The organism is Mucilaginibacter aurantiaciroseus, from assembly GCF_024055595.1.
In the GTDB taxonomy this organism is placed as follows: domain Bacteria; phylum Bacteroidota; class Bacteroidia; order Sphingobacteriales; family Sphingobacteriaceae; genus Mucilaginibacter; species Mucilaginibacter aurantiaciroseus.
This window is the reverse complement of sequence record NZ_JAMXOF010000005.1, coordinates 60,197-81,069: the sequence shown is the minus strand read 5'-3', so window position 1 is coordinate 81,069 and position 20,873 is coordinate 60,197. Positions and strand designations below refer to the sequence as shown.

Sequence of the window (20,873 nt, the reverse complement as noted above, 5' to 3'; positions counted from 1 at the left end):
AAATTAATTTATATCATACTTTATCACTACTGTTGGCAGCAATGTAGCCGCGTTAAGCGGGATCTGATCTGTAGCTACGATAGGCCGGCGGTTTTTATAAAAACCGTAAGCCGCTTTTTGTACATCCACTATACCTGTAGCCGGGTTATTGTAGTTGATAGAGAAGGGAATTATAAAATCGTGAAACTTTTCTTTATTAGGTATGATCCATTTTTTGGTCGATTTTTTTAACGCGGCGATAGCTGGCATTGTTAGCAGATAATCGTCGGCATAATAAATAACCAGTTTTTGGATATTGCCGTTAATATCGGCAGTGAATTTTATTACCGCCACACCTGCAGCTTTTTTAGCAATTATTTCGGGAGTAACGGTTAGGCTATCCTTAAAAAATTTGTTCATAATGGGCGCACCACCCTGAAAAGGGAAAGCCAGGTCTTGCTGCGCATGTGCCCAAAATGATGTTAAAACAAGTGCAAATATGATCAGTTTTTTCATTCTGTTTCTTTTGGTTCGCGTTTGCTGCCTTCGTAAAGCTCGTACTCAAACAAACGGCAGTCTAACTTTCCGTTATAAAATTCAATCCTGCGGGCGGCCTTTAAACCTATCTTTTTAGCAAGATCAGGGTTGCCGGTAAAAACGTAACCGCGGTAGCCAAGGGCCTTCTTTTTCAGGAAATCTCCTACACGTTTGTAGGTTATTTCCAGTTTGGTGTGCACGCCTAAACGTTCGCCGTACTCAGGGTTAAACATAATAACACCACCACCTTCGGGTACTTCAGTATCCTCAAAGTCACAAACGTAAAACTCTATTAAATGTTCTACACCTGCTGTATTCGCATTCTTGCGGGCAATATCAATGGCATCGTCAGATATGTCTGTAGCGATGATCTTAAAGTCGACCGCCTTTTTGGCTTTATCCTTTAATTTACGGCGCTCCACAAAAAACGCCTGCTCATCATAACCCATAATGTGCATAAAGCCATAGTTCATACGGAACAGGCCGGGATGCTTATCAGTCGCCAATAAAGCAGCTTCGATAGCTAACGTGCCCGAACCGCACATAGGGTTAATAAATGTACTTGCCCTGTCCCAGTTGGTAGCCATAATGGTTGATGTGGCTAAAGCCTCCAGCATAGGGGCCTTGCCCGGTATTTTGCGGTAGCTGTGTTTTGCCAGTGTTTCGCCCGATGTATCTATGTAGATATCGGCCTTATCGTCCTGCCAATAAAGGCTAACAACGGTTTTGTTATTATCGGCACCGGAGTTTGGGCGGATGCCTTTTTTGTCTTTTATCCTATCTACAATAGCATCTTTTACCTTAACGTTGGCAAACAGCGGCGTAAGGATATGCTCGTTATTGACGTTTGAGGTTACCGAAAAATAGCCCGAAAAATCAATCAGCTCTTCCCATTCTATCTGTACCAGCTCATCGTACAGTTGTTTTGGGTCGGCAGCGGTAAAGCTTTTAAGCAGGTATAAAACCTGGCTTGCGCAACGCAGGTTAAGGTTTAACGCAATGGTATCTGTTACGGTACCAACCAGCTCGATGCCGGTTTGGAATACGCGTGTGGGTTTAAAGCCTAATGCTTCAACCTCTTGCTGCAAATAAGGCGACAGCCTTTTATTGCAGGTGATAATGATCTTACTCTCAGTGTGGAAAACTTGCATAATTATTTTGCGAATTTATGAATTAAATACGCCGCTATTTAATTTCATACTATTAACTTTACATTTTAAATATTTTCTAAAGTTATGGAAGTTAAAGGTAAGGTATATGAAGTGTCGGCAACCCAACAGGTTACCGAGTCATTAAAAAAGAGAGAGCTAATAATTGAGTACGTTGAGAACCCACTGTATCCCGAGTATTTAAAGTTCGAAGCTATACAAGATCGTTGCAATTTATTAGACAGTGTTAAGGTTGGCGACGATGTAGAAGTATTTTTTAACCTGAAAGGCCGCCCATGGACTGATAAGACAGGTAAAAAATCATATTTTAATTCATTACAGCTTTGGAAAGTTAATGCTTTAAGCGCGGCCGGCGCAGCATCAACCCCGGAATATGCAGCCCCTGCTGATATCAGCTCGGCGCCTGATGATGACGATTTGCCGTTTTAATCAACTGGTAGTTTTGAGTTTGCAGTAAAAGGCAGACCATAAAATATAAAAGCCCTTCTAAATATTTTGAAGGGCTTTTTTGTGGGTTTGCTTTTTTAATAAGTGTAACCTGCTTACCAATAACTACAAACTACTCTTTAACTATTTTTTTCACAGCAATGCCTGTACCTAGCTTAACATGTAGGTAGTAAACACCATTCAACGGTAGGCTCATCTTTTTGCTAAAACTGCCTGTAGTTGCTTTATCTGCCCATAATACTTTGCCCTCGGTATCGGTAAATTTTATATCAGCAGTGGTTTTCGATGGCAGGTTGAATGATAAGATGGTTTTACCTGTAGAAAACTCGGGAGTTAGGCTAAGATCATTTAAAACCAGTTCAGCTTTGTCTACACCGGCAATGCGTTTTAATTTATCTTTTGGTGGCTCTGATACGCGAAAGCTGATATTGGTACTAACGCCATCATTATCCGTATTAGAATAATTAAAGGTTTGCGAATTGCGGCTGCTAAATTCAAACCCCTGCTTGCGTTTAGGCATATTAAAACTAAACGTTTTCAGGTCTGCCTGTGGTAATTCGTTATCAAAACGGTAAGTGAACGCCTGTACGCTATCAACACCTCTCAGTCTTTTCAACCGGACCTTTACATCCTTACGGCTGCTATCAAAAACAGCTATCTGTGGCTCATCGCCGGTTGTGCTTCTTTCAATTACAACATCGTTGGTATTACCACCGGTTATTCTTTTTTTAATAACTACTTTAGAATTGGAACGACCGGGACTGCCCGGCGCAATAGGGGTTGGCGATAAGCCGTTCAAGGCCTCAAGGGCATCTTTACGCTCGGCAACAGTTAGTTTTTTTATGTTTTTACCGTTAACGGTGGTGTCGCCATTAACGATCTGGATATCAATATTTTTTTGCGATTGCGCCAATACCAAAGGCGGCAAACCAAGTATGGCTATTAGGGCAACCGAAAATATAAACTCAAAGCCGGGCTTGATAAACTTCTTCATTGTTTGTGTTGATTTATGTATAAGACTTGCAAGTTTAGGAAACTGTTACAAATCAACCGATTAAAACTCGAAAAGGAATGTGTTAAAAATTGTTAAAAGCAATTGTTCTCATTTAATTTAAAATATTTTTGTGATTGCATGAAAAGAAGAAGCATAGGGCTTATTATTGGTTTAATGGGATTTGCGCTTTTGGGCGTGGTGGTAATGCAGTTGTATTTTTTGCGCCAATCGTACCAAATGCAGTCCGAGCTTTTTAACCGGTCGGTTAACGAGGCACTAAACAATGTGGTATCAAAAGTTACCAAGCAGGATGCCCTTAACTTCCTGAATGCTAAAACACAAATAACTACCCTAAAGCGTTCGGAAACAGTCGACAAAAAGAGCGTAATAAGCATCAATGGCAGCAAAAGCATTATTGGCGAAGCCCTGGTGCTTAAGAAAAAGCAAACTAAACGCGAGCGTAAACTGGCCATGCTGCGTGATAGCCTGAAACGGATGATCCTCCATAAAAAAATGGATGACGATGTAGCCGGGCTAATGCAGCAGGGGTCGCTTAACCTACGCATCCGCATAGAACAATATACCGATGAGTCTGGCGAAGTGCATGGCCGCTTTATCCCCGAAATTGTAAAAAGTGTACCAAGGCCGTTTAAACAAAAACCACACAAGTACGATACGCTGCGTTACACTTATATCGACCCGCAATTTGGCCCGCAGATCATATCAGTACCGCACCTTAACCCCGAATGGCTAAAAAAGCAGGAGCGCTTGCAAAAAGACCGGCAGTTTAAGCAGGTGAAACAAATGCTGGAGACAGACTCATTAGAAAACGTTATCCCCAACACCAAAAAGCCCAACATTATTGAGAACCTGGCCGAGGAATACCGCAAAAGCGATGAGCCCCTTGATAAACGGTTAAATAATTTCTGGATAGATTCATTATTACGGTTTGAGCTGCATAACCGTGGCATTTTTTTGCCGTTTAGCTATGAGGTAAGCACCGCCAACAGTGATTCGCTTATTTTTAGCAGTGCTTTTGATACCAAGGGCGCCAAGCCGGAGTTTATCCCGGCCAATACCTTTCAAAAGGCCATTTTTAGTAATGAGTTGATCAACGACCCGGGCAAGATCAAGATCTCGTTCCCGCAAAAAAGCTCTTTTATTTTAGGTAACATGACCGCGACCATGAGTACCACAGGCGGGTTGCTTTTTGTGCTGATATTTTGTTTCGGTTACACCATCTTCTCGATACTGAGGCAAAAGAAGATCTCGGAGATGAAGATAGACTTCATCAACAACATGACGCACGAGTTTAAAACCCCGGTATCAACTATAATGATAGCCAGCGAGGCTTTAAAGGATAAAGAGATAGCTGAGGACCAGGTGCGTGTTGCCCGCCTGGCCAATGTAATTTATGAAGAGAATGTACGTTTAGGTAACCACATAGAACGCGTGCTAAACATTGCCCGGATTGAGCGTAACGACTTTAAGCTGGATAAAAAGCCGCTTGACGTAAACGAAATGATCACGATTGTGCTGGACAGTATGGCGCTTAAAATGCAAAAATGCAATGCTGATGTTACCCTTAATCTTGACGCCGAGCGCCCGGTTATTGTTGCTGATGAATTGCACTTTAGCAACGTAATGTTTAACCTGATAGATAACGCTATTAAGTATAGTATTGATGCACCTGAGATTGCCATTAGTACATTAAATAAGAACGGCCATGTGCTGATTCGCGTTGCAGATAAAGGCATTGGCATGAACCGCGACCAGCAGGCTAAAATATTTGAACAGTTTTACCGCATACCAACCGGTAACCTGCACGATGTTAAGGGCTTTGGCCTTGGTTTAAGCTATGTGAATACCATTGTTAAACGCCTTGATGGAACCATCGGCGTAAAGTCTGAAAAAGAGAAAGGTTCGGAGTTTGAATTGAAGTTCCCTGTTGCGTAACCACCTGTCATGAAAAAAATACTACTTGTTGAAGACGACCCGAACCTTGGCTTGCTATTGCAAGACTATCTTGCATTAAAGGGCAAGTTTGACGTTATATTATGTAAAGATGGTGAGGAAGGCCTGCTTGCTTTCACCAAACAAAACTTCGACCTGCTGATACTGGATGTAATGATGCCTAAAAAGGATGGTTTTACCTTAGGTAAAGAGATCCGTAAAATAAACGCCTATGTGCCCATTATCTTCGCTACGGCGAAAGCCATGATAGAAGATAAAACCATTGCCTTTAACCTTGGTGGCGATGATTACATTACCAAACCCTTCCGCATCGAAGAGCTTTTGCTACGCATAAATGCCCTGTTAAAACGTACCGATATCCACGAGAAAAAAGGTGATGAGAACCCATCTCAATTTAAACTGGGCAGCTACAATTTTGATTATACCTCGCAAATTATAACGCGCGATAACATACTGCAAAAGCTATCTACTAAAGAAGCCGAACTGCTGCGTTTGCTTTGCATCAAAAAAAATGAAGTGCTTACCCGAGAAGAGGCCCTGCTGAACATCTGGCATGATGATAATTACTTTAACGGCCGCAGTATGGATGTTTTTCTGAGCAAGATCCGTAAGTATTTAAAAGATGACCCAACGGTAGAGATCATCAATGTGCACGGTAGGGGATATAAGTTGTTAATCAATTAACTGCCAGGTTAGCCCGGTAAAGCATCCACGCTTGACCGCTACAGTATATTTTAAGCGTCCACGCTTAAAATATACTGTAGCGAGGACGCTTCCAAACTTTATTGCATCAAGCGTTGACGCTCGATGCGGCGGGTATTGAGGGCTATAATAAATTCGTTAAAATCTTCATTAAAAAATATTACCCATTACAATTTCCGGCTCTTATGCCAAAAGCAATGCAATCCATCTTGGCTGGATCGTTTTCAGGATAATTATAAGCGATGCTATTCTAATAGTTAACTATGCTTAATTTTTCTTTAAGTGGTAGTTCCTTATAATATTTATCATGGTCGGCAGCTTCTTTTGCTGTTTGAGTTTTACAAGCAGGTCTTTCTAAAAGATATTCACTCATAGTTCAGATATAACTCAAAACTAATTATCACTTGTAACAACTTTGTTAAATCGATACTTAAGAAATTATAGCACAAATAGATAAGTTTGCTCAAACTTAACTGACGCTCATTATGAAATTAAAATTACTCTACACTTGTATGGCCATTACAGGTATAGCAGGAACTGCGTTCGCGCAGGAAACTGTTGACCAGGCCGCCGTCCAAAAAATTCGTGAAGAAGGGATGAACCATTCAAAAGTAATGGAAACCGCTTTCTATTTAACAGATGTTTCCGGCCCGCGTCTGGCTAATTCACCGGGTTTAAAACGCGCGCAGGATTGGGCTGTTAACCAGCTAAAAACCTGGGGCATGGTAAATTCTAAATTAGAGCCATGGGGCAAATTTGGTAAAGGTTGGGAAGTTCAAAAGAACTATGCCGCTATTACTGTACCTTACTATCATGCTATCATTGCAATTCCCAAAGCATGGACACCAGGCACAAACGGCCCTATAAAAGGTGATGTTGTGTTAGTGAAAGCCGATACTACTACCGATCTTGACAAATACAAAGGCAAACTTGCGGGTAAAATTGTAATTTTTGATAGCCAGGCAAAATTAACGCCGGGTACCAAGGCAGATCTTTCCCGTTACACCGACGAAGAACTTGATAAAATGGCTGCCGCTACTATGGCTCCTGCCGGTGGCGCGCGCCGCCAGTTCGATCCAAACAGCCCCCAAATGGCTGCACGTCGTAAAATGATGGCGATGCGCGGTGCTATCAGCAAGTTTTTAGTGGACGAAAAAGTGGGGTTGATATTAGTACAGGGCCGTGGTAACTATGGTACTACATTTACTACCAATGGTGCATCATATGCAGATACTGCTAAAGCAGTTGCCCCCGAATTAGAAACCAGCGGCGAAGATTACCTGCGTATTTTACGTTTGGTGAAAGCGGGCCAAAAGGTAACTATGGAGGCTGACATTAAAACTGAATTTTTCACTAATGATATGCAGGGCTACAACGTAGTTGCCGAAATACCGGGTACAGATAAAAAATTGAAAGACCAGGTTATCATGATAGGTGGCCACTTAGATTCATGGCATGGTGCAACCGGCGCAACAGATAATGCTGCCGGCAGCGCGGTAATGATGGAGGCTATGCGTATCCTGAAAACTATCGGTTTTAAACCCAAACGTACTATCCGCATTGCCCTTTGGAGCAGCGAGGAGCAAGGTTTGTTTGGCTCACGTGGTTACGTGGCCGCGCACTTTGGCGACCCTAAAACGATGGTGTTAAAACCAGAGCAAGCTAAATTGGACGCTTATTACAACCTGGATAACGGTACCGGTAAGATCCGTGGTATTTACTTACAGGGCGACAGCGCAGCAGGGTCGATATTTAAAGAATGGTTAGCGCCTTTTAAAGATCTTGGTGCTACTACAGTAACCGTAAGCAATACAGGCGGTACAGATCACCAGTCGTTTGATGCGGTTGGCCTTCCGGGCTTCCAGTTTATTCAGGATGGTATGGATTATAACACCCGTACCCACCACAGTAACCAGGACACCTACGATCGCTTAAGCGAAGATGATTTAAAGCAAGCCGCTACCATTGTAGCATCTTTTGTTTACAATACATCAGAACGTAAGGATATGATCCCACGTAAAGCATTGCCAACCCTTCCACCGGCTACAACGGTTAGGTAAGGTTCGTTGAATTATAACAAGAAAGCCGCTTGATCAAGCGGCTTTCTTGTTGGATATCGAATTGTTATTACGACGCTATAATATGCGTGTTATCTCTTTTAATGGCGTTCTTTTTAACCTGCTCTGCAATGCCCGCGGCATCGTACCCGCATTCGGCCCAAAGTTCAGGTTGTTCACCATGTTCAACAACAAGGTCGGGGATACCTAAACGGGTTACCTGTGCCTGGTAATTGTTATCGGCCATAAATTCTAATATGGCGGTGCCCATTCCACCTTCAATGCATCCATCCTCAACCGTTACAATATGATTGAATTTCTTGAAGATGTCATGCAGCAAGGCTTTGTCAAGCGGTTTTACAAAACGCAGGTCGTAGTGTGCCGGATAATAACCTTCGGTATTCAGCGTAACGGTTGCCTTAACGGCTTCGTTACCTATCGCACCAAAGCTTATAATGGCTACTTCTTCACCTTCGCATATCATGCGGCCTTTACCAACCGGGATAGCCTTTAAAGGGCGTTGCCAGTCAACCATCACCCCATTACCACGCGGGTAACGGATCACAAACGGCCCCATATTATCTAACTGGGCGGTGTACATCAGGTTACGCAGCTCTTCCTCATTCATGGGGGCAGATACCGTCATATTTGGGATGCACCGCATGTAGGCGATATCGTATGCGCCATGGTGCGTTCCGCCATCGGCACCGGCAAAACCGGCACGGTCAAGGCAAAATACCACGTTAAGTTTTTGCAGGGCCACATCATGTATCACCTGGTCGTAAGCGCGCTGCATAAAGCTGGAGTAGATGTTACAAAAAGGCACAAGCCCCTGTGTAGCTAAGCCCGCGCTAAAAGTTACGGCATGCTGCTCGGCAATACCTACGTCAAACGCGCGGTTTGGCATAGCCTTCATCATCAGGTTTAATGAACAACCCGATGGCATAGCCGGGGTAATACCCATAATTTTAGGGTTAGCCTCGGCAAGTTCTATAATAGTATGGCCAAACACGTCCTGGTATTTAGGCGGCTGTGGCTTATCGTACTTTGTTTTCTTTATTTCGCCGGTTATCTTGTCGAACAAGCCGGGGGCGTGCCATTTGGTTTGGTCCTTTTCGGCCAGTGCATAGCCTTTGCCTTTAACGGTAACGCAATGCAGTAGCTTAGGGCCGGGGATATCTTTAAGATCTTGCAATAATTTCACTAAATGTTTTACATCGTGGCCGTCAACCGGGCCAAAATAGCGGAATTTAAGTGCCTCAAAAAAGTTGCTGCGTTTAAGCAGGGTGCCTTTTATGCTCTTTTCGATCTTCTTGGCAAACTTAAAGGCATCCGGCCCCATTGATGAGATCTTGGTAAGCACGGTGGCTATATCATCGCGGAAACGGTTATAGGGTTTAGATGTGGTAATATCGGTGAGGTATTCCTTTAGCGCCCCAACATTCGGGTCTATCGACATGTTATTGTCGTTCAGGATCACCAGGATGTTCGAGTTTTCGATACCGGCATGATTAAGCGCTTCAAAGGCAAGCCCGGCAGTCATGGCGCCATCGCCAATAACGGCTACGTGCTGCCTGTCGGTTTCGCCTTTGTATTGTGATGCAACGGCCATACCCAGTGCTGCCGAAATTGAGGTAGACGAGTGGCCCACGCCAAAAGTGTCGAAAATGCTTTCGCTGCGTTTTGGGAAACCGCTAATGCCTTTGTAAACACGGTTGGTGTGGAAATTTTCGCGGCGGCCTGTCAAAATTTTGTGGCCGTATGCCTGGTGCCCAACATCCCATACCAATTGGTCGTACGGGGTGTTTAGTACGTACTGCAGGGCTACGGTAAGCTCTACAGTACCAAGGCTGGCGGCAAAATGGCCACCGTTAACCGATACTACATCAATAATATATTGGCGCAGCTCGTTACACACCTGCTCCAGTTCGTCCTCTTTAAATTCCTTTAAATCAGATGGATAGTTGATGCGTTTTAAAAATTCACCGGCGGGTACCTGCATGTATGATATTCACTCTTTTATAACTCACAAAGTAAGCTATTTAATTACTAATAATTGGAATATATTAAAGGTAATTATTGTTTTGATTTTCATAATTTATAATCTTTTTAAATGTAAATAGCTGTATTTTTGACATATGACCGAAGATGGGTTCTCCATAAAGTTATCGCAGTTTGAAGGGCCTTTTGATCTTTTGCTGTTTTTTATCGAGCGCGATGAGCTTGATATTCACGATATCCCCATCGCTAAAATTACCGACGATTTCCTGCATTACATCCACCAGATGACCGTGCTGAATATGGAATTAGCCAGCGAATTTATATTTGTTGCCGCCACACTGATGCGTATCAAAGCCAAAATGTTGCTGCCGCGATACATTGCCGATGAAGAAGAGAACGAGCTGGATACCAAAGAGGGGCTGATCCGCAAACTGATAGAGTACAAAAAGTTTAAGATGCTTTGCGATGAGATCCGCCCGTTTGAGGACGAGCGCTTTCAGCAGGAAAAACGCGGCAATATTAAGCATGACTTGGAACAGGTAGAAAAAGTTGCCGTGCCCGGCGAGGAGCTATCAGAACTAAACCTTTACAAGCTAATGATGGTTTATAACCGCATGATGCGCCAGTATATGACCCGTACCGAAGAAGTGCACCACACGGTGGTGCAATATCCGTATACCATTGAAAAGCAGAAGGAAGCCATCAACAACCTGCTGCGCATTAACAAAAAAATGGATTTTAAGAATATCGCCGGCAACAGCGATAACAAGGTACACTTTGTATATAATTTTTTAGCAGTGCTGGAGATGCTTCAGCAGGAAATGATAGATATAACTGTTGGGTTAGGATACAATAATTTTTGGATAGTGCCTAAGGGGAAGATTTGAGAATTTAGATGTGAGATATGAGACAAGTTACGTTAATGAAACAATTTGTAAGCTCGAATAATGTATTTTCATCTCAAATCTCATATCTCCCATCTCAAATCTAATCTTAATATCTAAATTAGCAGCGTTTTACATACAACAATGAAAAGAGACAAATTAATATTTAAGTTGTTAGACGAAGAGCAACAACGCCAGGAAGAAGGAATTGAGCTTATTGCATCAGAAAACTTTGTAAGCAGGCAGGTAATGGAAGCAGCAGGTTCTGTGGCTACCAACAAATACGCCGAAGGCTTACCGGGCAAGCGCTATTATGGCGGCTGCGAGGTGGTTGATGAAATTGAGACCATTGCTATTGAGCGCGCCAAACAATTGTTTAATGCCGAGTGGGCAAACGTGCAGCCACACAGCGGCGCGCAGGCAAATGCGGCAGTAATGCTTGCGGTGCTAAATCCCGGCGATAAAATATTAGGTTTCGATCTTTCTCATGGTGGGCATTTAACACATGGTTCACCTGTAAATTTTTCGGGTAAACTATACGAACCGCATTTTTACGGTGTTGTAAAAGAAACCGGCCTTATCGACTACAAGCAGCTTGAAAAAGTTGCTTTGGAGCAAAAACCAAAACTGATCATCTGCGGTGCTTCGGCCTACTCGCGCGATTGGGATTATGCCTTTATCCGTAAAGTTGCTGACAAAGTTGGCGCTTTGGTACTGGCAGATATTAGCCACCCGGCAGGCTTAATTGCCCGTGGTTTGCTAACAGATCCACTTCCGCATGTACATATTGTTACTACCACTACCCACAAAACATTACGCGGCCCGCGTGGCGGGCTTATCCTTTTAGGTAAAGATTTTGCAAACCCATGGGGTTTAAAAACACCAAAAGGCGAGGTTAAAATGATGTCGGCATTGTTAGATATGGCGGTGTTCCCGGGTACACAGGGTGGCCCGTTAGAACATATCATCGCTGCTAAGGCAATTGCTTTTGGCGAGGCATTGTCTGACAGCTATATGAAATACATTACCCAGGTTAAACTAAACGGTGCCGCAATGGCGAAAGCGTTAGTTGCTAAAGGTTATGATATTATCTCAGGCGGTACTGATAATCACCTGATCCTGATAGACCTTCGTAATAAAAACATCACCGGTAAAGCCGCCGAGAACGCCCTTGTAAAGGCAGATATCACCGCAAATAAAAATATGGTACCTTATGATGATAAATCGCCGTTTGTAACATCGGGTGTCCGTGTTGGTACTGCTGCTATAACCACCCGTGGCCTAAAAGAGAAGCATATGGAAACCATTGTTGACCTGATAGATGCGGTATTATTAGATCCTGAAAACGAAACTTCTATTAAGAAAATCCGTAAAAAGGTTCATAAGTTAATGGAAGACTTTCCGTTGTACAAGGATTAACGTTACAGTAATAAATGGGGGAAGCGCCGGAAAACTCTTTGGATATTGAAAGTAAGCGATTACAAGCGCTTAACTCATACGGCGTATTGGATACTTTGCCCGAGAAAGAGTATGATGCTATCACCCGTTTGGCTTCCTATATATGCCAGGCGCCATTGGCTTTTATATCTTTTATAGATGATAAAAGGCAATGGTTTAAATCAAGGGTAGGGTTGGATATCGAGTCTGTCCCTATCTCTGATTCCTTTTGCAGGCACACCATTTTAACAGATCAGCTTGTAGTAGTACCTGATACTACCCAAAACGAATTGTTTTGCGAAGCAGAGATGGTTACCGGCGAATTTGGTATCCGCTTTTACGCGAGCGTACCATTGATAGACCCCGACGGATATCGCATTGGTACTCTTTGCATATTCGACCAAAAAGTAAAACATCTTAGCGACGAACAGCGAGACGCCCTGCGTACCCTGGCCGATGAGGTGATGTCGCACCTTACGTTGCGGAAGCAGAAAAAGGAACTTGAAAAAAGCCTGGAGCTGCATAAAGAGTTTTCAAACCTGTTCAGCAGCTCGTCCGAAATCCATTTTATAGCCGGTGCCGATTCTAATATCGAAACCATAAACGATGCGGTGCTCACTATCCTGGGCTACACTCCGGAACAAGCCATTGGCCGTAGCTTATGGGATTTTGTAGCCGGCAAAAACCGCGATCTTTATGCGCCGCTGATAGAAAATGCCATCCAATCTCAAAAGCCTTTCGACCTGGAAACTAAGACAGTTACCCGCAGCGGTGAAGTTAAGCACATCAGTTGGACAGCCGTTAACAAAGGCGGCAAATGGTTTGCCAGCGGCAGAGATACTACTTTTCAACAAAACTTAATAGACGAAACCAGGCAACTATCATTAGTTGCCAGTAAAATACGCAACGGTGTTGTTATCAGTAACATTAATGACGAAGTTGTTTGGATAAACGATGCCTTTGAAACCATAACTGGCTACAGTCTGCAGGATGTGCAGGGCAAATTTTTTGGGGAAGTTTTAAAAGGGGGGCCAAAAAATGCCGAGGCCGAAGCCATATTGGCCGAAGCCCGTAAAAACAACCAGCCCTACGAGGTTGAGCTATGCATTACAAGCAAGGATGGCCGCGCCGTATGGATATTGGTTACCAATACGGTTATTTATGCGGAGGACGGCACATTAGACAAATACATCCGTATCATTACTAATATTACCGCCCGCAAACAAGCCGAGCATGATGTAGAGATTTTATCCTTCGCTGCGCGTAAATCGCCAAGCGGGATCATGATCCGTGATGCAAAAAGCGAGATTATTTGGATGAACGAAGCAATGGAGCATATCATTGGTTACTCTATTGAAGAGCTAAAAGGGCAAACGGCACGTACTAAACTTATCGGCCCGGACACTAATCTGGAAGTTTATGAGGGTGCAGTACAGGCGGTTAAAGAAAACAGGCCTTACGAGGTCGAAATAAAGATCTATAAAGGAGATGGTTCGACGGCCTGGGTATTGATATCAAATAGTCCGCTGTTTAACGAGACAGGTAACGTTGAGCGCCAGATATGTGTGATGGTAGATATTACCGAACGTAAAAAAGTGGAAGAGGAGTTAACCATGCTTTCGCTTGTGGCCAGCAAAACCACCAGTGGCGTAGTGATAAACGATAGCGCGGGCAAGGTTGAATGGGTAAACAATGCCTTTGAAAAAATTACAGGCTATACACTCGATGATGTTAAGGACAAGCACCTTGGTGATTCGTTGAAAGGTGAACTGACTGATGTGAGCATCATTACCAAAGCACGGGAACTGTCCGAAAAGAAACAATCTTTTGAAGTTGACTTGCTGATATACCGCAGTGATGGGCAGCCGCTGTGGATCTCGGTCATCAACTCGGTTATTATGGGCGAAGATGGGAAGGTGGATAAATACATCGAAACTATTATTGACATCACAGCCAAAAAGAAGGCCGAACTGGAGCTAATATCTGCTAAAGAAGAGGCATTACAATTAAGCCGCGCAAAGGATATGTTCATAGGGGTCATGAGTCACGAGATCCGTACCCCGCTAAATGCGGTTATCGGTATGTCGCACTTGCTGCTGAACGATAACCCTTTGGAATCGCAGAAAGAGAACCTGAGTATACTGAAATTCTCGGCCGAGAACCTAATGACGCTGATAAACGATGTGCTCGATTTTACAAAAATAGAGACCGGCAACATCGAACTGGAGAAAGCCAACCTAAACATGCGCGATATGGTGCAAAGCATAATAGGCTCCATGAAGTATAAGGCCGACGAGAAAAATATATACCTCACTCAAAACATTGACGAAAGTGTACCCGATATAGTTTTGGGCGATAGAGCCCGCCTTATTCAGATATTGTTGAATTTGGTGAGTAATTCTGTTAAATTTACCGCCAAAGGTGGTGTTAATATCGATTTAAAGGTAATTGATCAGACAAAAGAAACCGTACGGATCCGCTTTGGCGTATCTGATACCGGTATTGGCATTGCTAAAAACAAATTAAACACCATATTTGAGTTGTTTAAGCAAGCCGAGGCTGATACTACCCGAAATTACGGTGGTACGGGTTTAGGTTTGGCAATTAGCAAGCGTTTAATAGAACTGCACGACTCACGTATAAACGTAGACAGCGTACTTGGGGAAGGCTCAACTTTTTGGTTTACCATAACTTTTAATAAATTAGTAAACCACCAAACAAATACAAAAAATAACGTGAACACAGGATTAAATATAAATGTATTGGTTGTTGATGATAACCAAATAAACAGGTTGCTAATTAATAAAGTGCTAAAAAAATGGGGCGCAACTGCCGACTTTGCCGAGAACGGGCAGGAAGCAATTGATAAGCTTGAAATGCACAAAAACTTTGATGTTGTACTGATGGATGTTCACATGCCTGTTATGGGCGGCCTGGAAGCAACAGGTGTAATCCGCTCCAAATCGGATGCCTACTTCCAAAAATTACCAATAATCGCCCTTACCGCGTCTATGCTGAGCAACCAAATGGGCCAGATAGAAAACGCCGGGATGAACGATTACATCCTGAAACCTTTCGACCCAACCACACTTTTCGAAAAGCTAAGCAGGTATCAGAAACAATAATTGGTGAGTGGTGAATAGTTGATTAGTGAGTGGTTTCCCCATTTGTGATGCTGAGGGGTAGCGAGGCATCCAATAGCTGATATGTATGCCGTATGCAAACCAAAATCGTTTAATCAGTAAAATATCCGCTTAATTTCAGTACTACTCCGCATATGCTATCGTAGCTATACTAAGCTTTAATCCCGGTACTTTTAATAGTTCTATCCCGCAAGCTTCTAAGGTAGATCCGGTGGTGATAATATCGTCAACCAGCAAAATATGTTTCCCGGCCAACTTATCGGTATCGGCTACTGCAAAAACTTCCTGCATGTTCTGGAACCTGGCAAAGCGTGATCTATGGGTTTGTGTATCCGTAGCAACCGTCCTGATCAAATTATCAATTTCTATAACGGCGTTTAACCTATCGGCCAACCCTTCGGCAAAGCAGGCGCTTTGGTTATAGCCACGCGTTTTCATCCGTTTTTTGTGAAGCGGAACGGGGATAATGTAATCAACAGTAGCAAATACCGGGTTTTGCATCAATTGCTTACCCGCAATGTTACCCAGCTTATTGCCGATACGGTGCATACCATTATACTTAAACTCGTGCACCATGTTTTGCACCTTGCCGCCTTTATTAAAATAGTAGAGGGCATAAGCAGCCTCAATATTAAACTTGCCCCAAAATTGCTGCGCAACAATATTATCCGGCTGTTGATGGAAATTGGTAAAAGGCAGATTATACAGGCAATCGGTACACAAAATATCTTCGTTTGCCATCAAACTGGCGTGGCAGGCCGGGCAAAGCTGCGGGAATATTAGCGACACAAAATCGGCCAGGTAAGTGTGTAGGTCTTGCATTTTAACGCTATTGCAAAAAATGAATATTTAAATTTGTATGCGGTTGTAAAACAGCAAAGTCTTTAACGTTACATCTATAGTGGTCGGTACAATGTTGTTCAGCAATGGCAATATGCAGGCAATCATTAAAGTTTTTAAATGCGGCGACTTAAATACTAAGATATTGCGATTCGTTAATAAGTGCGTGGATATTAAGATCAGGAGATACAATGGAAGCGTTATAGCTGTTATCTTCTTTCATCTGCAGCAACTTTTTTTTGTTTTTTACAATTTTTTTTGCTTTCAACAGATTTAACAGTAATCTCTACCTCTTGAGCTGTAAACATATATTTTAGAGACTCCAGAAACTCTAAACTTAATTCTTTTGCTTATAACCTATAAGTTGTTTGCATAATGTCAAATATAAATAATAAAAGACAAAAGCCCACTTTCTAAAATTTACGCTTTCGCTACTTCCTTTTCGTTCTCGTTAATAGCCAACTGCCCGCATGCGGCGTCAATATCTTTACCACGGCTGCGGCGCAGGTTGGTGTTAATGCCCTGACCGCGCAGGTAATCGGCAAAGGCTTCTACCTTATCTTCTCCTGCATTAACAAATGCAGCCATCGAGATAGGGTTGTATTCGATTATATTAACCTTACAAGGCAGGTGCTTGCAAAAACGGGCAAGTTCCATAGCATCTAGTATATTATCATTTACGCCGTCGAAAATAATGTACTCGTAGGTAACGGCGTTTTTGGTTTTGGCGTAGTAATATTTAAGGGCGTCGGCTAACGCCTTTAACGAGTTTTGCTCGTTTATTGGCATTATGGCGTTGCGTTTCTCGTCATTAGCGGCGTGCAGCGAAAGGGCCAGATTGAACTTGACCTGATCATCGCCAAGTTTGCAGATCATTTTTGCAATGCCTGCGGTTGAAACGGTAATGCGCTTAGGGGACATATTCAAACCATCCTCGGATGTAATGCGCTCTATTGATTTCATCACATTAGCATAATTAAGCAGAGGTTCGCCCATGCCCATGTACACAATGTTTGATAACGGGATGCCGTAATTTTCTCGGGCCTGTTTATCTATCAGCACTACCTGGTCGTAAATTTCGTCGGGATTAAGGTTACGTTTACGCTCCATGTATCCTGTAGCGCAAAATTTACAAGTAAGGCTGCAACCCACTTGTGATGACACACAGGCCGTCATTCTATCGGTTGTTGGAATTAAAACACCTTCAATTAGGTGTGTATCATGTAATATAAAAGAATTTTTTATAGTTTTATCAGCACTAACTTGCGAAGTATGTATTTTAACATCGTTAATTACAAATTTCTCATCAAGTTTTGTACGAAGTTCTTTTGAAATATTGCTCATAGCGTCAAAAGATATGCATGATTTTTCCCAAAGCCATTCATAAACCTGCTTAGCTCTAAAGCCCTTTTCATCCATGCTGATGAATTGCTGCTGTAAGGCTTCGAGGCTTAGGCTGCGGATATCTATTTTATCTTTTTTGTTATTCACAATACAAAAGTACTTAAATTTAAAAATTCTGTTCTTTTTTTAAAGTCATTCTTTTCTAACATTAAAAACAATAATTAAAAGTTAATTGTGATTGCTATGAATTGGGTTTAAAAAAACATGCTGATGCTAAGTTATATTTAATGAAAAGTTTTAAAGCCGATTACGTTTTTCCTGTTTATGCCGATCCGATTAAGAATGGAATTGTTACTGTGGATGATACCGGAAAGGTCATCTCAGTTACCGACGATACAAATCCCCCCACATCAGACACCCCCATTGAACACCTTAGCGGTATAATTGTACCGGGTTTTATCAACACCCATTGCCACACCGAGCTTTCGCACATGAAAGACAAAATAGCGGCAGGCGGCGGATTGATAGATTTTATAAAAGATATTTTATCATTCAGAACAGCCGATCAAGCGGAGGTAATTGCCGCCGCTGAAGCCGCCGACCAACAGATGTATGATAATGGCATTGTGGCAGTTGGCGATATTTCTAACACTATCCTTACCGCGCCCTTAAAAGCAAAAAGCAAGCTTTACTACCACACGTTTATTGAAATCCTGGGTTTTTTGCCCAACAAAGCCGACGAACTTTTTAAAAAAGCGCTTTTAATCGCTGATGAGTTTAAGCCGCAGCCAACCTCAATTACCGCGCATGCGCCTTACTCCGTTTCTAAAGAATTGTTTAAACTGATCAAAAAACACAGTGATGCAGGCCCAAACCTGCTAAGTATCCATAACCAGGAGTGCGAGGACGAGAATAAATTTTACCGCTATAAACTGGGCGGCTTTATCGACCTCTACAAGCACCTGGGGATTGATATAGGCTATTTTAGGCCTCAGGCGCGTAATTCGCTGCAATCTACTATACCGTTGTTAACCAACAGGCAAAAGATATTGCTGGTTCATAATACCTGCACCAATCTTAAAGATATTTACTTCATCAAACGGTTCGACCGGAAGATAAACTGGTGCTTTTGCCCAAATGCAAACCTGTATATCGAAAAACGCCTTCCTAAAATTGACCTTTTTTTAAACCAGGGATTGAACGTCACCCTTGGTACCGATAGCCTTGCATCAAACGATAAGCTTTGTATTTTAAGCGAGATGCGTACGCTGCAGCAAAACTTCCCAAGCTTGAGTATGGATACCCTGCTGGAATGGGGAACCATCAACGGTGCAAAATTTCTGGGTATTGATAATGATAAAGGAACTATCGAAGCCGGTAAAACACCGGGACTTAACTTGCTTACTGGTATGGGCGGCTTTAAACTTACCCCCGATACCAAGATAAAAAAATTGATTTAATTTGATAATGAGGTTATTTGAAGATGGATTTCTTATTTCAGATAATAACTAAGTAATTTGAAAATCATTGGAGAGGCAATTTTCAAATCTTCAAATTAAGTAATTTTCAAATAATGACAAAACATCTGGATATAACGGTTAAGGGTAAAGTGCAGGGCGTATCTTTCAGGGCGGGTGCAAAGGCCGTTGCCGACCAGCTTGGCGTGCGTGGCTTTGTAAGTAACGAGCCTAACGGCGATGTATTTATTGCCGCCGAAGCCGAGAATATGATGATGGAGATGTTCCTGGAGTGGTGCCACGAAGGTGCCGAGTATGCCATTGTAGACAGCGTTGAAGCACATGAGGGCGAATTGAAAAACTATCGTAATTTTGAGATAGTTAAAAAGCGTTTATAAATCTTTTAACCTTTCCTAATTGTCAACAGCTAAAAAATTTGCCGGGCAAACTGCACTGTATGGTGTTACCACTATAGCACAACGTTTGTTAAGCTCGTTATTAACGCCAATATACACTTCGGCATACAAGCCATCGGTTTATGGTATTTTTACTACCATGTTCAGTTACGCAGCTATGCTGAACGCGGTGGTGTCATTTGGTATGGAAACTACCTTTTTTCGTTACCTTAATAAAGAGGGGGCAAATAAAAGGCAGGTTTACAACAATGGCTTTTGGGTTGTTTTTTTGCTCTCGATATTTTTCCTGTTGCTTACGGTTCCATTTACCAACGTTATTGCCGGGTTCATAAAAATTGGTAAGAACACTTCGCAAGCCGAGTTTCAAACATATGTCAAATATTTTATTGCCATTTTGGTATTGGATGCCTGGTGCGCCATTCCCTTTGCCAAGTTGCGTGCCGATGGTAGGCCTGTAAGATACGGTAGCATCAAAATAGTAAATATTGTGGTGATGGTTGGCCTTAACCTGATATTTATATGGGGACTTCCGTTTTGGCTAAAGCATGATTTAGGCGGCAGTGCATGGGTCCGCCAATGGTTTATACCGGGTTGGATAGGCTATGTATTCCTGTCGAACGTAGTTGCAAGCGTAACAACATTAATACTGTTATTGCCGCAATTGTTGCAATTACAGGTTAGGTTTGATAAGGCTATGTTTATACAGATGTTGGCTTATAGCTGGCCAATATTGGTGGCCAACCTTTCATATATCGTAAACGAGAACCTCGATAAGCTTTTGTTGGGGAAACTACTCCCTGCTAATATCAGCGAACATGAGGTTGGGGTTTATTCCGCCTGTGGCAAGATCTCTATATTCCTAAGCATATTTATACAGGCTTTCCGGTTGGGGGCCGAGCCTTTCTTTTTTAGCCATGCTAAAAATAAAAACTCGGGGCAAACTTACGCCCGTATTATGAATTACTTTGTGATAACGGTTTGCTTTATATTTTTGGCTGTGGTAGCCAATATTGGTATTTTGAAATATTATGTACGTAACCCGGATTATTGGGTAGGACTTGATGTTGTACCACCACTATTGTTTGGCTATGTAAGCCTTGGGGTGTATATGAACTTGTCGGTATGGTATAAACTATCCGATCAAACTAAATATGGCCTTTATATATCCGGAATTGGCGCGTTATTAACCATTGTGCTTAATGTGATATTTATTCCTAAGTATAGTTACATGGCCTCTGCATGGGTGTCATTTGCTGCTTACACGGGTATGATGGTCATGTCCTACATTTGGGGTCAAAAAAATTATCCTATCCCATACAACTTAAAAAAGAACCTTGCGTATATCATTATATCGGCAGTGCTCGTTTATCTGTCGTTCTCGGTTTTTAAACGAAATATCTTTATTGGTAACGGGCTTTTAATTTTATTTGGGTTAGGCGCCCTCTATACCGAAAGGAACGAACTAAAAGCTATATTTAACAGGCAATAGCAA

Annotated in this window: 18 protein-coding genes; 10 read left to right on the top strand and 8 right to left on the bottom strand. The window is 42.4% G+C overall.

Going from position 1 to position 20,873, the window contains the following annotated elements; translation table 11 throughout:
• Positions 1–3: 3 nt before the first annotated feature.
• Positions 4–495 (bottom strand): hypothetical protein, encoded by a 492-nt coding sequence (locus NAF17_RS17710; RefSeq protein ID WP_252759361.1) that lies wholly within the window; start codon positions 493–495, stop codon positions 4–6.
• The gene (locus tag NAF17_RS17705) at positions 492–1,667 is read right to left on the bottom strand and encodes a THUMP domain-containing class I SAM-dependent RNA methyltransferase (protein ID WP_252759360.1); all 1,176 of its coding nucleotides are present in this window, start codon (positions 1,665–1,667) and stop codon (positions 492–494) included. The genes NAF17_RS17710 and NAF17_RS17705 overlap by 4 nt, the downstream gene beginning before the upstream one ends.
• An 84-nt stretch (positions 1,668–1,751) precedes the next feature.
• On the opposite strand from NAF17_RS17705, the gene NAF17_RS17700 reads away from it, so the two are divergent.
• Positions 1,752–2,114 carry a DUF3127 domain-containing protein gene (locus NAF17_RS17700; protein WP_252759359.1) on the top strand — a complete coding sequence of 121 codons (363 nt, stop codon included), beginning with the start codon at positions 1,752–1,754 and terminating at the stop codon, positions 2,112–2,114.
• Between the two features lie 130 nt (positions 2,115–2,244).
• Here NAF17_RS17700 and NAF17_RS17695 read toward each other — a convergent pair whose 3' ends face one another.
• Positions 2,245–3,126 (bottom strand): T9SS type A sorting domain-containing protein, encoded by an 882-nt coding sequence (locus NAF17_RS17695; protein ID WP_252759358.1) that lies wholly within the window; start codon positions 3,124–3,126, stop codon positions 2,245–2,247.
• Between the two features lie 138 nt (positions 3,127–3,264).
• Between NAF17_RS17695 and NAF17_RS17690 the strand changes: the two genes are divergently transcribed.
• The gene (locus NAF17_RS17690) at positions 3,265–5,082 is read left to right on the top strand and encodes a sensor histidine kinase (RefSeq protein ID WP_252759357.1); all 1,818 of its coding nucleotides are present in this window, start codon (positions 3,265–3,267) and stop codon (positions 5,080–5,082) included.
• Positions 5,083–5,091: 9 nt separating this feature from the next.
• A complete protein-coding gene (locus tag NAF17_RS17685; protein WP_252759356.1) occupies positions 5,092–5,784 on the top strand; it encodes a response regulator transcription factor in 693 nt (230 codons plus the stop codon).
• Positions 5,785–6,052: 268 nt separating this feature from the next.
• Here NAF17_RS17685 and NAF17_RS18180 read toward each other — a convergent pair whose 3' ends face one another.
• Positions 6,053–6,175, bottom strand: a complete 123-nt coding sequence (locus NAF17_RS18180; protein WP_256474555.1) for a hypothetical protein — start codon at positions 6,173–6,175, stop codon at positions 6,053–6,055.
• A 112-nt stretch (positions 6,176–6,287) separates the two neighbouring features.
• On the opposite strand from NAF17_RS18180, the gene NAF17_RS17680 reads away from it, so the two are divergent.
• A complete protein-coding gene (locus tag NAF17_RS17680) occupies positions 6,288–7,862 on the top strand; it encodes a M28 family metallopeptidase (RefSeq protein ID WP_252759355.1) in 1,575 nt (524 codons plus the stop codon).
• Between the two features lie 67 nt (positions 7,863–7,929).
• Here NAF17_RS17680 and dxs read toward each other — a convergent pair whose 3' ends face one another.
• Positions 7,930–9,861, bottom strand: a complete 1,932-nt coding sequence (gene dxs / locus NAF17_RS17675) for a 1-deoxy-D-xylulose-5-phosphate synthase (protein ID WP_252759354.1) — start codon at positions 9,859–9,861, stop codon at positions 7,930–7,932.
• A 136-nt stretch (positions 9,862–9,997) separates the two neighbouring features.
• On the opposite strand from dxs, the gene NAF17_RS17670 reads away from it, so the two are divergent.
• From NAF17_RS17670 to NAF17_RS17660, 3 genes are all read left to right on the top strand, one after another.
• The gene (locus NAF17_RS17670) at positions 9,998–10,747 is read left to right on the top strand and encodes a segregation and condensation protein A (RefSeq protein WP_252759353.1); all 750 of its coding nucleotides are present in this window, start codon (positions 9,998–10,000) and stop codon (positions 10,745–10,747) included.
• A 141-nt stretch (positions 10,748–10,888) separates the two neighbouring features.
• Positions 10,889–12,163 (top strand): serine hydroxymethyltransferase, encoded by a 1,275-nt coding sequence (gene glyA, locus NAF17_RS17665; protein ID WP_252759352.1) that lies wholly within the window; start codon positions 10,889–10,891, stop codon positions 12,161–12,163.
• Positions 12,164–12,177: 14 nt separating this feature from the next.
• On the top strand, positions 12,178–15,306 hold the full coding sequence (locus NAF17_RS17660) for a PAS domain S-box protein (RefSeq protein WP_252759351.1): 3,129 nt from the start codon (positions 12,178–12,180) through the stop codon (positions 15,304–15,306).
• Positions 15,307–15,447: 141 nt separating this feature from the next.
• On the opposite strand, the gene NAF17_RS17655 is transcribed toward NAF17_RS17660, so the two are convergent.
• From NAF17_RS17655 to rlmN, 3 genes are all read right to left on the bottom strand, one after another.
• Positions 15,448–16,146: a ComF family protein gene (locus tag NAF17_RS17655; RefSeq protein ID WP_252759350.1), complete on the bottom strand. Its 699-nt coding sequence runs from the start codon at positions 16,144–16,146 to the stop codon at positions 15,448–15,450.
• A 148-nt stretch (positions 16,147–16,294) separates the two neighbouring features.
• On the bottom strand, positions 16,295–16,432 hold the full coding sequence (locus NAF17_RS17650) for a hypothetical protein (protein WP_252759349.1): 138 nt from the start codon (positions 16,430–16,432) through the stop codon (positions 16,295–16,297).
• Between the two features lie 152 nt (positions 16,433–16,584).
• Positions 16,585–17,655, bottom strand: coding sequence for a dual-specificity RNA methyltransferase RlmN (gene rlmN, locus NAF17_RS17645; RefSeq protein ID WP_252759348.1), 1,071 nt, complete (start codon positions 17,653–17,655; stop codon positions 16,585–16,587).
• A gap of 140 nt (positions 17,656–17,795) precedes the next feature.
• Here rlmN and NAF17_RS17640 point away from each other — a divergent pair, with 140 nt between their 5' ends.
• From NAF17_RS17640 to NAF17_RS17630, 3 genes are all read left to right on the top strand, one after another.
• Entirely contained in the window at positions 17,796–18,968 is a 1,173-nt protein-coding gene (locus NAF17_RS17640) for an amidohydrolase family protein (protein WP_252759347.1), read from the top strand.
• Between the two features lie 113 nt (positions 18,969–19,081).
• Complete coding sequence (locus NAF17_RS17635; protein WP_252759346.1) at positions 19,082–19,363, top strand: acylphosphatase; 282 nt, start codon at positions 19,082–19,084, stop codon at positions 19,361–19,363.
• Positions 19,364–19,382: 19 nt separating this feature from the next.
• A complete protein-coding gene (locus NAF17_RS17630; RefSeq protein ID WP_252759345.1) occupies positions 19,383–20,870 on the top strand; it encodes an oligosaccharide flippase family protein in 1,488 nt (495 codons plus the stop codon).
• Positions 20,871–20,873 lie beyond the last annotated feature (3 nt).